7 protein-coding genes, 6 tRNA genes, 2 rRNA genes and 1 pseudogene are annotated in these 13116 nt (G+C 43.0%); 12 read left to right on the top strand and 4 right to left on the bottom strand.

Annotation, left to right across the window (positions count from 1 at the left end):
- Window positions 1-16: 16 nt before the first annotated feature.
- From AC3CKG_RS17945 to AC3CKG_RS17900, 10 genes are all read left to right on the top strand, one after another.
- A tRNA-Glu gene (locus tag AC3CKG_RS17945) sits at window positions 17-92 on the top strand.
- A gap of 2 nt (window positions 93-94) precedes the next feature.
- A tRNA-Lys gene (locus tag AC3CKG_RS17940) sits at window positions 95-170 on the top strand.
- A 26-nt stretch (window positions 171-196) separates the two neighbouring features.
- Window positions 197-272 (top strand) — tRNA-Val (locus AC3CKG_RS17935).
- 25 nt (window positions 273-297) lie between these two features.
- Window positions 298-373 (top strand) — tRNA-Ala (locus AC3CKG_RS17930).
- Window positions 374-404: 31 nt separating this feature from the next.
- Window positions 405-480, top strand: a tRNA-Val gene (locus AC3CKG_RS17925).
- A gap of 363 nt (window positions 481-843) precedes the next feature.
- Window positions 844-3737: ribosomal RNA gene (locus AC3CKG_RS17920) — 23S ribosomal RNA — on the top strand.
- Between the two features lie 134 nt (window positions 3738-3871).
- A 5S ribosomal RNA gene (rrf, locus tag AC3CKG_RS17915) occupies window positions 3872-3987 on the top strand.
- Between the two features lie 71 nt (window positions 3988-4058).
- Window positions 4059-4149 (top strand) — tRNA-Ser (locus tag AC3CKG_RS17910).
- A gap of 87 nt (window positions 4150-4236) precedes the next feature.
- Window positions 4237-5505 (top strand): tyrosine-type recombinase/integrase, encoded by a 1269-nt coding sequence (locus tag AC3CKG_RS17905; protein WP_488529695.1) that lies wholly within the window; start codon window positions 4237-4239, stop codon window positions 5503-5505.
- On the top strand, window positions 5498-5929 hold the full coding sequence (locus AC3CKG_RS17900) for a hypothetical protein (RefSeq protein WP_016769068.1): 432 nt from the start codon (window positions 5498-5500) through the stop codon (window positions 5927-5929). Before AC3CKG_RS17905 ends, AC3CKG_RS17900 begins: the two co-directional genes overlap by 8 nt.
- 85 nt (window positions 5930-6014) lie before the next feature.
- Here the strand turns inward: AC3CKG_RS17900 and AC3CKG_RS17895 are convergent, their stop codons facing one another.
- Together AC3CKG_RS17895 and AC3CKG_RS17890 are read right to left on the bottom strand one after the other, a co-directional pair.
- Window positions 6015-7643, bottom strand: coding sequence for a hypothetical protein (locus AC3CKG_RS17895; RefSeq protein WP_488529694.1), 1629 nt, complete (start codon window positions 7641-7643; stop codon window positions 6015-6017).
- Window positions 7644-7804: 161 nt separating this feature from the next.
- Window positions 7805-8752, bottom strand: coding sequence for a tyrosine-type recombinase/integrase (locus AC3CKG_RS17890; protein ID WP_488529693.1), 948 nt, complete (start codon window positions 8750-8752; stop codon window positions 7805-7807).
- 517 nt (window positions 8753-9269) lie between these two features.
- Here AC3CKG_RS17890 and AC3CKG_RS17885 point away from each other — a divergent pair.
- The gene (locus AC3CKG_RS17885) at window positions 9270-9866 is read left to right on the top strand and encodes a type IV toxin-antitoxin system AbiEi family antitoxin domain-containing protein (RefSeq protein WP_488529692.1); all 597 of its coding nucleotides are present in this window, start codon (window positions 9270-9272) and stop codon (window positions 9864-9866) included.
- A 67-nt stretch (window positions 9867-9933) separates the two neighbouring features.
- On the opposite strand, the pseudogene AC3CKG_RS17880 reads toward AC3CKG_RS17885, so the two are convergent.
- Window positions 9934-10278, bottom strand: a pseudogene (locus tag AC3CKG_RS17880) (hypothetical protein); the annotation flags it as partial.
- 72 nt (window positions 10279-10350) lie between these two features.
- A complete protein-coding gene (locus tag AC3CKG_RS17875; protein ID WP_488529691.1) occupies window positions 10351-11208 on the bottom strand; it encodes a helix-turn-helix transcriptional regulator in 858 nt (285 codons plus the stop codon).
- Between the two features lie 318 nt (window positions 11209-11526).
- Here AC3CKG_RS17875 and dptF point away from each other — a divergent pair, with 318 nt between their 5' ends.
- On the top strand, window positions 11527-13116 hold the full coding sequence (gene dptF, locus AC3CKG_RS17870) for a DNA phosphorothioation-dependent restriction protein DptF (protein WP_488529690.1): 1590 nt from the start codon (window positions 11527-11529) through the stop codon (window positions 13114-13116).

Here is a 13116-nt window from a genome sequence, read left to right as displayed (position 1 = left end):
GAGATGAATTAGCAGTGTCCCGTTCGTCTAGAGGCCTAGGACACCGCCCTTTCACGGCGGTAACAGGGGTTCGACTCCCCTACGGGATACCATTGGGTCGTTAGCTCAGTTGGTAGAGCAGTTGACTTTTAATCAATTGGTCGCAGGTTCGAATCCTGCACGACCCACCATTTCCTCCCAAGGAAATAAAAATTTGGGGCGATTAGCTCAGTTGGGAGAGCACCTGCCTTACAAGCAGGGGGTCACTGGTTCGAGCCCGGTATCGCCCACCATTTCCTCCCAAGGAAATAAAAATATGGGGCTATAGCTCAGCTGGGAGAGCGCCTGCCTTGCACGCAGGAGGTCTGCGGTTCGATCCCGCATAGCTCCACCATTCTTTCTCACGAAGGAATTAAAACTTTCGTGGGCGATTAGCTCAGTTGGGAGAGCACCTGCCTTACAAGCAGGGGGGCACTGGTTCGAGCCCGGTATCGCCCACCATCTTTAAGCACACTTTTCTTAGTAATAGAAAGCTGAGTGTATTTAAAAATGGTTTTGAAAGTTTAACACTTTAAAAACTCTTGCTCTTTAACAATTTGGAAAGCTGACTGATTAACTGACTTACGAGTCATGTTAATCAAATTTAAAAGTTCTCAATGTTTATCTTTCATTAGATAAACACAACAAACACATTCAAGTGTCTTGTATTCGATTCAAACTTGTTTGAATCACAATTGAGTCCGGCAAACAGTTATCAAGAATTAACCCTTCTTGATGACAACCAAAAACCTTGGTTAGTTGCCATACTAGTTTGTTTTCACTTTTCAAAAGTGAAAGTAAAACAGAGACCCTTTCGGGTTGTATGGTTAAGTGACTAAGCGTACACGGTGGATGCCTTGGCAGTCAGAGGCGATGAAAGACGTAATAACTTGCGATAAGCCCAGATTAGGTAGTAATAACCTTTTGAGTCTGGGATTTCTGAATGGGGAAACCCACGTGCATAAGCACGTATCCTGTTGTGAATACATAGCAACAGGAGGCAAACCGGGGGAACTGAAACATCTAAGTACCCCGAGGAAGAGAAATCAACCGAGATTCCGAAAGTAGCGGCGAGCGAAATTGGATTAGCCCTTAAGCTTTTAATGATGCAGGTGAAGAGTCTGGAAAGTCTCGCAATAAAGGGTGATAGCCCCGTAACCGACACATCATAATCAGTGAAATCGAGTAGGGCGGGACACGTGATATCCTGTCTGAATATGGGGGGACCATCCTCCAAGGCTAAATACTACTGACTGACCGATAGTGAACCAGTACCGTGAGGGAAAGGCGAAAAGAACCCCTGTGAGGGGAGTGAAATAGAACCTGAAACCGTGTACGTACAAGCAGTAGGAGCACCTTCGTGGTGTGACTGCGTACCTTTTGTATAATGGGTCAGCGACTTAATTTTAGTAGCAAGGTTAACCGTTTAGGGGAGCCGTAGGGAAACCGAGTCTTAACTGGGCGTACAGTTGCTAGGATTAGACCCGAAACCAGGTGATCTAGCCATGGGCAGGTTGAAGGTTGAGTAACATCAACTGGAGGACCGAACCGACTAATGTTGAAAAATTAGCGGATGACTTGTGGCTAGGGGTGAAAGGCCAATCAAACCTGGAGATAGCTGGTTCTCCCCGAAAGCTATTTAGGTAGCGCCTCGGACGAATACTACTGGGGGTAGAGCACTGTTAAGGCTAGGGGGTCATCCCGACTTACCAACCCTTTGCAAACTCCGAATACCAGTAAGTACTATCCGGGAGACACACGGCGGGTGCTAACGTCCGTCGTGGAGAGGGAAACAACCCAGACCGCCAGCTAAGGTCCCAAAGTATAGCTAAGTGGGAAACGATGTGGGAAGGCTCAGACAGCCAGGATGTTGGCTTAGAAGCAGCCATCATTTAAAGAAAGCGTAATAGCTCACTGGTCGAGTCGGCCTGCGCGGAAGATGTAACGGGGCTAAGCTATACACCGAAGCTGCGGCTACGTACCTTAGGGTATGTGGGGTAGGGGAGCGTTCTGTAAGCCGTTGAAGGTGGTCTGTAAGGGCTGCTGGAGGTATCAGAAGTGCGAATGCTGACATGAGTAACGATAAAGGGAGTGAAAAACTCCCTCGCCGGAAGACCAAGGGTTCCTGTCCAACGTTAATCGGGGCAGGGTAAGTCGACTCCTAAGGCGAGGCCGAAAGGCGTAGTCGATGGGAAACGGGTTAATATTCCCGTACTTCTTACAATTGCGATGGGGGGACGGAGAAGGCTAGGTGGGCCTGGCGACGGTTGTCCAGGTTCAAGTACGTAGGCGGAAAGTTTAGGTAAATCCGGACTTTCATTAACGCTGAGATACGATGTCGAGCTACTACGGTAGTGAAGTCATTGATGCCATGCTTCCAGGAAAAGCCTCTAAGCTTCAGATTGTAAGGAATCGTACCCCAAACCGACACAGGTGGTCGGGTAGAGAATACCAAGGCGCTTGAGAGAACTCGGGTGAAGGAACTAGGCAAAATGGTACCGTAACTTCGGGAGAAGGTACGCTCTTATCAGTGAAGTCCCTTGCGGATGGAGCAGACGAGAGTCGCAGATACCAGGTGGCTGCAACTGTTTATTAAAAACACAGCACTGTGCAAAATCGTAAGATGACGTATACGGTGTGACGCCTGCCCGGTGCCGGAAGGTTAATTGATGGGGTTAGACTTCGGTCGAAGCTCTTGATCGAAGCCCCGGTAAACGGCGGCCGTAACTATAACGGTCCTAAGGTAGCGAAATTCCTTGTCGGGTAAGTTCCGACCTGCACGAATGGCGTAATGATGGCCACGCTGTCTCCACCCGAGACTCAGTGAAATTGAAATCGCTGTGAAGATGCAGTGTACCCGCGGCTAGACGGAAAGACCCCGTGAACCTTTACTACAGCTTGGCACTGAACATTGAACCTACATGTGTAGGATAGGTGGGAGACTATGAAACCGCGTCGCTAGATGTGGTGGAGTCGTCCTTGAAATACCACCCTTGTAGTTTTGATGTTCTAACGTCGGTCCCTGAATCGGGATTACGGACAGTGCCTGGTGGGTAGTTTGACTGGGGCGGTCTCCTCCCAAAGAGTAACGGAGGAGCACGAAGGTGGGCTAAACACGGTTGGACATCGTGTGGTTAGTGCAATGGCATAAGCCCGCTTGACTGCGAGAATGACAATTCGAGCAGGTGCGAAAGCAGGTCATAGTGATCCGGTGGTTCTGAATGGAAGGGCCATCGCTCAACGGATAAAAGGTACTCCGGGGATAACAGGCTGATACCGCCCAAGAGTTCATATCGACGGCGGTGTTTGGCACCTCGATGTCGGCTCATCACATCCTGGGGCTGAAGTCGGTCCCAAGGGTATGGCTGTTCGCCATTTAAAGTGGTACGCGAGCTGGGTTTAGAACGTCGTGAGACAGTTCGGTCCCTATCTGCCGTGGGCGTTGGAAAATTGAAAGGGGCTGCTCCTAGTACGAGAGGACCGGAGTGGACGAACCTCTGGTGTTCGGGTTGTCATGCCAATGGCATTGCCCGGTAGCTAAGTTCGGAATCGATAACCGCTGAAAGCATCTAAGCGGGAAGCGAGCCTTGAGATGAGTTTTCCCTGGCGCTATAAGCGTCCTAAAGGGTTGTCGTAGACTACGACGTTGATAGGCAGGGTGTGTAAGTGCTGCGAGGCATTGAGCTAACCTGTACTAATTGCCCGTGAGGCTTAACCATACAACACCCAAGGGGTTTTGTGGACTCAATAGAAATACCAAACGCTTGAATGAGTTTGAAAGAGACTTTTAAATCAGTTTTCCAGATTATTTTGCCTTCAGTTTTTAAAAAACTGAAAGTAAAAGCAAAATTTGCTTGGCGACCATAGCATTGTGGACCCACCTGATTCCATGCCGAACTCAGAAGTGAAACACAATAGCGCCGATGGTAGTGTGGGGTTTCCCCATGTGAGAGTAGGACATCGCCAGGCTTTAAATATCGTTACTTGCATTAGCAATTAACAGCATCATTAGTGTACTAATCTATTGATGACAATTTGTTGGAGGGATGGCTGAGTGGTCGAAAGCACCGGTCTTGAAAACCGGCAACCGTTAATAGCGGTTCTAGGGTTCAAATCCCTATCCCTCCACCACTATTCATCAAAAAAAGCCTTTGATTATCAAAGGCTTTTTTTGTATCTGTAAGACTTGAATTTGCTTCGAAACAACGAGGTAAGTCAATGTATATACAAAAATCTCCCCACGGCGTCTATTACGCACGGATTTGTACTCCAGCACAGTTGAAAGCGTTGGGATTCCCATTCGATCTAAAAATCAGCCTTCGAACAAAAGACCCTAAGCTAGCTAAAGTCATTGGCTTAAGCCTTGTCAGTGCTGTCAAAGAGGCCTTTCGTACTACAGATTCTCTGTGCTTTTCAGAGTTTCAGTTGCATCTAAAAGGCATCTTGTCCCACCATCTGAACTTACAATCACAGAAGCAGGATGATCGCTTACATTTAGGTTGTATACCTTCCATAAGTCATACTTCTAAGCGTTTGAGTGAAGAAAAGCATTGGAGTGAAGCGTTAGAACACTTTCTAGAGTTCAAAGAGGTTCAAGGGGTCAGTGCATTGACTGTCCATCAGTTGAAACAGCGCATTACCTTTTTCTTTGAGAGCACAGCGCTATCTGGTTTATCAACAATAACTGCGATGACACTGATGGAGTACATTAAGACTCTCAATAGCTCTAGTCTTTCAGCGAAAAGCTGTAAAGATTATTACGCGGCGTTAAGTCAATTTATACGTTGGTGTGCGACCATGTCTTTGATTGAAAGAAACGTGTCTGCAGATATCAAAGCGACTTTCAAGAAGTCTATAAAAGCTGATAAGCAGCGCTCAAGGTGGTCAGAGAGTCAGCTTTCAACACTCTTCTCATCTGAGCAGTTTCAGCAAGTGGATAATGGTTTCTACTGGGTTACTTTATTGCTCACGTATATGGGTATGAGGCCGAATGAAGTGTGTCAGCTACGTACAGAAGACGTGGTCGTTAGCGGTCCAGTCCCTTACTTAAACGTAACAGATGGAGGTCACGGACAGCGGATCAAGAATCGTTATGCTCTGCGACAAGTCCCCATTCATCAGAGTCTAATCAAACATGGCTTTCTTGAGTATGTTGAGCTTCGTAAGAACAATAGCAAAACCGGTCTATTCGATTACAAGCCACTGGGTCTCAACAAGGACTGGAGCCAACAATATTGCCAACAATTCGGCAGACTCCTATCTAAGATCGGATTGAAAGCAGGGCAACGCCCTACTGCGTACTCCCTCCGTCACACTTTCATTGATGTTCTTAAGCAAAAGGAAGTGGCTGAGTCTACAGTCGCTGATATCGTTGGCCATCATCACCCCTCAATGACATTTGGCCGATATGGTAAGCAAACAAAACTGAAACTTATGCTTAGTGCGGTTAACCAGTTCTCACTTCAACTGGGAGGCTCACATGAGTAAGTTCAACTATGATGAGTTGCACACTGTTTATAAGGCGTTCAAGCAAAGCTATTTTGAAGGGGATGAAACCTCGTTGCTTGCTTTATCGAAACAGTATAACTATCAAGATATCCACTGCCTCTATCAGCTTTTTGAGCGCCTCGAAGATAAACCAAGCACAACATCTATGTCATTAATGGCATTAGGAATAGATTGGCAAACACAGCAGGCACTGTTTGGTGACTTTGAAACACTGAGAGAAATTGCAGGCCTCGTAAGCCCTCCACCCATGTCACACGTAGAGTGTTTTGATGCCTTTGTTCTACCTTATTGGACCATTATGTCAAAGAAAGGGATTGTTCTTATTAGTACTAGAAGCCAAGAGCATTTTACTTTCGTACATCGTGTGTCAGGAGTAGAAATTCAAGTTAATATAAAGCGCTGAATCTCAATGTCATTTTGAAAAACCAAATCTCGTGAACACCTTAGAGCTCACGAGATTTACCTTTTATATTATTATGAAGACCTTATCAATCGAACTCTCGGTCGGCACTCATTCTCCGTTTTTTGGGGGAAGCAGTGTTCAGGTTTTCCCTATTATCTAGGAGGGCGTCTTTCATCCCACATACAAGTGCCTGCTGTATTGGGTTTCCATCCAATTTTGTCATGTGAGCTGACATCCTTCTTTCTAATAAAGTCAGTAGTTCTTTCTCATCCCTTTGTTCAAAGACAAATGATTTCATTAGATCTTGAAAGATGGGAGCTAACGTATCAACCACGGTATGAGTCAGTTTAGCGATCACCTTTTTTAGATATGAGTTCGATTTCTCTAACTGTTCATTTTTTTCTTCATTGTGTAGAACTTTTGATTCTGTCGTTTTGAGCTGTTCTTTAACTGTTGATAGAGCGGTTAAGGTTGTCTCCAGTTGATTGGTAGCAGTGCTTGTGGTCGATCGTAGTAAGTCTATATCTACATGTAATCTTTTGATTTTGTCTTGCTTCTCTTTTTCTGTATTCCTAATGTTGTTGAGGTGTTGATTCAGTTGGTTCAACTCTTCACCCTTCGATGAGAGTTGCAGCTTGGCCTCTTGCAGTTCTTTTTCAAGCTCTCTAGTGTAGTAATTGAACTCCCTTTCATTTTTAGGTCGTTGTGCTTGCCGACGCATTTCTTTTACTTTTTGTTTATCTTTCTGAAGTTCTTGATTGAACTCCATGCTCAGTCCTTTTGGCCTGAAGAGGTCTCTATTCATAAATTGACGGAAAAGTTCCTGCAATAGTTCTCCATGCTCTGATTGTTCCTTTCTCGTAAAGCATGCTCCTCTGCTGTATTTAATTGGCGAGTATGAACGGTTCAAGGCGCCCTTCATCCTTTGAGCTAGATTTGCTTTGGCGACTCTAAGATCCCATTCATTAGTTCGGCTATTTTGCGCGTTAAGGAAGAGGTGGACATGCTCCCCAGTATCTTCATCAAGACCTCTCTCATCACTATGAACAAACACGGCGGCTATTTCATAATCTTTGAAGTAGTTGCGGTAGTAGTTCATCAGTGCTTCAGCCATTTCACGGCCGCAAACAAGGTCCTGAGAAACTTCATTTCGGTGTGGAATGACAAAAATCGACTCTTCTACCAAGTTTGAGTTCAAATTTTTAGGGAACGAAACCAGTTTGTTATGAACTGAAATATACCTCTCAAAAGCGTTCAGTCTTTGCTTCTTGCGAGAGAAATCAATATTCCTAGCTTCGTCGAGCAAAGAGTCAAGTTTAAGCGGGACATGTTCAGGTGTGCCTAAAATCTTAGCGATAAAATTAGACCCCTCGGTATTTCCCTTTTCTGATTGCAGAGCGTCTTTTAGCTTTTTCTTGTATGCTCTCTTTTTTTGTTTACATTTGGTCAGCCCTTCGCTGGGCTTTTGAGGCAGCCTTAGAGAATCGATAAACTCAGACTTATCGTCATTGTTTAAATTATCAAGCTTCGTCCATTGGTTATTGATATACACTTGGTTTAGATGACTTAGGTCCGGATTCCATTCAATGGTTTCAGATTTCGAATTTTCATCTCGGATACTATGTCCTGCTGACTTCTTAAGCTTGGCCTGTTTTTCTGCTGTGCCGGAATACGGAAGCGTAGAGAAAAAACATGTGATGGCTTTATTTTTCATTGTGTAGTCCTCGGTTTGTGTGTTGTTGGGGTTGAGGGGCGTAGCCCCCACCAAGAAGCTTTCGTTCATCTTTTACGCAGTAAAAGTGTTGCGAAAGTGTCCTTGGTTACGATGTCGTTATCTTTTTGAAAGCCGGTGTCGAGACACCGGAATGAGGCAAATTAAAGGATGGGTTTGTCGACCGAATTTGCAGCTTTCTGAAAGTGCAAATCAATCAGGTTGGGGTAGTCTTTTGCGTCTTCTTCAATCCACTTTGAGTAATGCTTATAAAGCATATCTAGAGTGTTGTGCCCTAGTTGAGACCTTATCCAATAAAGATTTGCCCCACTCAAAATAGCTTGAGATGCGAATGTATGACGGGCCTGACTCGCACCTCGATGAGCTACGTTGGCTGTAACGAGCCAGTTTTTAAAGGTGCGATCTATTGCTTTATCTTTTTGGTAAAATTTCCCTGTATCAAGATTAGGGAATAGAGGTTTTGCGGTAAGTTTGGTTCGGGTCTTTTGATCATTTTCGGTGATATGGATTTCTTGAGCCGCTAAGCCAAAGATTAAACTTAACTGGTTTTCAATTATCTTTTGGGCTGTCTTAGACAATTGAATCCTACGCTTTGATCCCGTAGTTTTTGGCCTTTTAAAGTGATTAACTACGCAAGCTCTCTCGACTTTAAGCTCTCTTTTTACTGGGTCATAATCATCAACAACTAGTGCCAACCACTCACTTCTTCGAAGCCCTGTATGGCAAGCCAGAAGGACCCCATTTTTAACACTTGAGCAAGCTGCTGCTTGGTGAGTTAAACGGGTTATATCATTCAGTGTGAATGGATTACAGCTAATGGGAGCATTTTGTAAGTTATGGATACCATCAACTGGAGATTGTGTAATAAGCCGATCCCCAACTGCAAACGTGAATACTTTTCGGATAAGTGTCAGGTCTTCATTTAGTGTTTTGTTTGTAAGATCATTGTGTACATGTAAGTAGCGAAGAATACAGCTTCGTACGATATCTCGTATGTCGAGTTCTCCGAAAAACGTTACGATACGTTTTAACTTAGATCTCCATGCTTTTATTGTTGAGTTAGCGTAAGTTCCTTTTTCAAGTTCGAACATTGTTTCTGCTACCGTGCGAAACAAAAACTTATCTCTGCATTTCATGATGCAAACCTCATTTTTATTTGAGATCTACGCTACAGATTTAAAAAAAAACCGTCAATAACATTGGTAAATCATAAGTGCATGATTTTACTATAAAATAAATACACACCCCAACATTATTGCTTAAATAACAATCGCTTAAAAAAGTAATTAAGCGATATCGCACAATATAACCAACCAATCTATTTAACTTATTAGTGAATTTGAATCAGCAAAAACCACCATCATTAACCACTCTAATTAGTTAATGATGTTGAATTGGTTATCTTTTTAAACATGATCTATTGAAATATGAAATTCATAATTTTTTGTTTATCTGAATCACTTTGATATATAGGAAGTTGGCTATTTTTAATGGGTTTAGCTATTTCCGCTCAATAGCAGTGTTGTTTGCACCATCTAAGGAATGAAAGAAAAATGTTACGTTTTGGCATATAGTACAAATTAAGTATGACAAAACGTATCATTAAAAATGAATCCATCACAACTCGATAAGCTTAAAAAGCTATCCATATTCACCACCTCAGACGCTGCAAAATTCAATGTAACTCGTGCCGCTCTTTCTCGCGCTGTGGAAAAAGGTGACATAGAAAAACTACAGCGAGGACTCTACGGGTATATAGGTAGAGAAGAATCGGAGATGCACTCTTTTGCTGAGGTCAGTGTCAGAGCGAAAAAAGGGGTTATCTGCCTTCTATCAGCACTCAGTTACCACAATCTCACTACCCAAGCACCTTTTCAGATATGGCTCAGCATTAAAAAAAATGATAGAGCTCCCAATATTGAGTACCCAAGCATTAAGATTGTTCGTACCAGGGACGTGACGGATTTGGGGGTGATCTCAACACAAGTTGATGGCATCCCTGTTTTAGTAACCGACGTTGAACGGACGATTGTTGATTGCTTTAAGTTCCGCAACAAGATCGGGATTGATGTTGCTATTGAAGCACTTACAGAGGCAAAAAGAGCTAACAGATTAGATCAAGGGAAGCTCTGGGAGTATGTAAAGCATTACAGAATGACAAATGTAATGATGCCCTATATGGAGATAATAAACTACAATGGTTAGTCACTTACTTCTAACACGTTGTTACCTTGTTTTATAGAGTGCGAGATTGAACATCGATCATATTGTAGAAAGCGCTGCGCCCAAACCCACCAAGCGTCGAACCCGAGAAATCAGAATCAATAAGTTCTTGCTCCGTCCAGTTCTCACCGATGCCAATGTGCTTAGCGTACTTGTCTATCAGAGTGTGTTTTATCTGATCGCATACAGACCAAATTGAGGTCAGATTCTTTGAATAGTTAATTCTCGCACACTCATTACAAGCCGGCAGTGCTATCGGTGAATAGCCAATCTTGGCAACTGCCTGCGCTGTCTTAGGAAATTCAACAAGGTTACTGGAAGGTTCACCACAAAACCAACAGGTGTGGCGCAGGTTGAATGGGGTATCTATGTGTGAGTATGTGTTAACTGTCAATTTTGAACCATTTCTGAATTATCGAGGTAAAGGTAGTGAGTATTTACCTATGGGGAATGTCTTGTTATACCACTATAGCAACCAACGTTTTATATTCTTTGGATTCGCTAGGGTTAATTGGTACTTTTTGGGAGCTGAAGAGAGCTTCTTAGTATCTACGCAGACATCCAAACGTTTGAGCAAATACTTAATCAATGCTCGTCGACAGTCAATTGTAAATGGCGCATCATGCATCCCGTAGTCGACTTTCACTATTTGCTGTTGTGCTGGTGAAAGATGTGGATTTGGGATGATTTCGATTATTTCTTCTGTTGCCCAATCTTCATCGTCTTCGATGTTAATCTCCGATTGGTTGAGCAGCTCAGGCTCACCTCTAAATCGGCTCAATACAAAGTCTAAGAACATCTTTCTTTCTTCGCAATATGCTCTCACGTGCCAGCGAAACCCATCAAATACGATAGTGTGCGGGACAATATTTCTACCTCGCCCTTCAGGGTTATCCATTGATACATACTCTATATCAACTCTGCGTCTTTCTCGTGCTGCTTGAAGGAGTCTACGAACGATTATGGGGGCTATCTGCCTGTCAGGTACCGAGAGGACGATAGAGTCTGCGAACCCCAGATCTTTTAAATCAAAGCCGTCTACATGGTCACTGTTGTATTTGTGTAGTAGTGACAAATACTCATTCGGAGTGCCTTTTGTAAACTTTGGCGCAAAATGATCAGTAAGTCGGTAGCCTTTAATACTACGATCATGAACAAGTGGTGGAGCAGAAAAGTGCTCTTGATAAGCTTTGATGTCTCTAGAGGCTTGCTGTCGCTTAATGTTGAAAGAGTTACATAGGTGATTAGTCGTAACGCGACCCTCCCACAATGCAACAACTTCGATTAATTTGAAGCGCAGTAACTGATCCCACTTTATTGTCATAACAATTATCTAATGCCTGAAAATGATACATGTTGATGTGTACAGAATATACGTACATTTTTTACATGGGTATAGTACACACTCAACGGTTAAAATTGCGGAGTGTTACGTAACGCAATGTAAGCTAAATCATACTTTTCTAATACTAAACACAATATTTGTTAGTAAAGCGAGTAAGATAAACAATTTGCATATGGCGATGTTAGCTCATCCACTCATTCCATTTTTTTATGGTTATAAGTACCGTTACTTTTCCGTGTTTGATACTATTTATCTCCACAAAAAAAGTCCGTTTAATCAAATTTTGAAGAGATTCCTTTGAACTTAGAAAAAGCCCTCAGCATACTTTCTAAATCATCGCCCTACGCGGTAAGTACAGAAAGAGAGCAAAATCAAGATCTTCTGGCTGATTATAAAAGCCATGTGTACATCACTACAAACATCGAAGTGGACTTTAAAAAGTCGCTTTTGTCTTCTAAGAAAAGTGACATCATTTTTTTGTGTGGCAGTAGTGGTGATGGTAAATCTGAGATTCTGACTCAGTACAGCCAGAAGCATAAAGCGACACATGAATTTCATCTGGATGCGACACACAGCTTTAACCCAAATCAGACGGCAATCAATGCGTTGGATGAACGATTCTCACAGTTCAAAGGAAATGATAAGCCACTTGTTGTTGGCATTAATATCGGAATGTTAGGCAACTATGCTGAGGAAGGTGCTGAACAACACGACGATATTAAAGCTTCGATAAAAGCGTTTTTGGAAAACAAAACGGACGATATTCCAACGAACCATATTTTCTTAGATTTCGAGCAATACCCTAAATTTACTCTGGGCCATGAAGTTAGCACATCCGACTTTGCTGCTAAGTTTCTCGCTCGCTTAACTGAGCCAACGCTAGATAATCCGTTTTACGCACTGTATGACAGTGAAGTGCAAAAGTTAGGTCACAGCAAGCTCACGGCAAACTATGCTTTGCTAGGGCTTGAATCTGTGCAGAAGAATATTATTTCCTTGCTTCTGAAAGCTCGCTTAATCAAAGATCAATTCCTAACCGCACGAGCGCTACTGGACTTTGTGTACCAGATCTTAGCGGGCGATGACTACCTGTTCGATAACCTATTCTCTGGCTCAGATAACGAGCTTTTAGAGCATATTCAAAGTTTTGATCCAAGCAACATCCACACTCGCAAAGTAGATGAGTTTGTTCTTCAGTTTGGTTTGGGAATTGAAGATGAAGGCTTTACACAACTTAAAGATCAGGTGAAAGCACAGGGTGTATTTGATGTGCTCACTGCTGCTTCATACTTGCGCATGGTTTATCTGTTAAAAGACGAAGAGCAATTTGCGAATGATTACATCAATGAGCTGAAAGCAGACTTTGATAACTCTTTGGTTGAGCAATACGCAAACATCTGGATACTTCATAGCGAGTTTTCTGGAAAGCAGAAAAAAGAACTGAATAAGTTTTATAAAGACACTCTCATTGCAGCTGTACATCGCTATTGTAATCGCAATTCGCCATCACTCGATAAAGACCAATTCTTTGTCTCTGAATACAACGGCTTTAAAACAGCGGCTGAACTAGAAGTGAAACCTGATTTTTCATCGATTAAAACACAAGCGGTGAGCAAGATAGGCTCATTTAACGCTCATATTCGAGTCGACGATCATTCGCTTCTGCCAATGCCGATAAGTATTAACTTGTTGGAGTTATTGGAAAAAATCAACCAAGGGTACCGTCCGAATAAGCATGACAAAAATGCGGTGCTTTTGTTGGATGAAGTAATAGAGCAGATCATCACGGTAGCGAACGAAAAGAATACTCTGTTTATTCTGAAAAACGACAAACGCTACAAGATCGTGAATGAAGATGATGAATATTTCGAAGTGAGTGGCTTATAA

The sequence above is a fragment of the Vibrio sp. QJM3NY_15 genome, from assembly GCF_057785995.1.
This window is presented reverse-complemented; position numbering and strand designations above follow the sequence as displayed.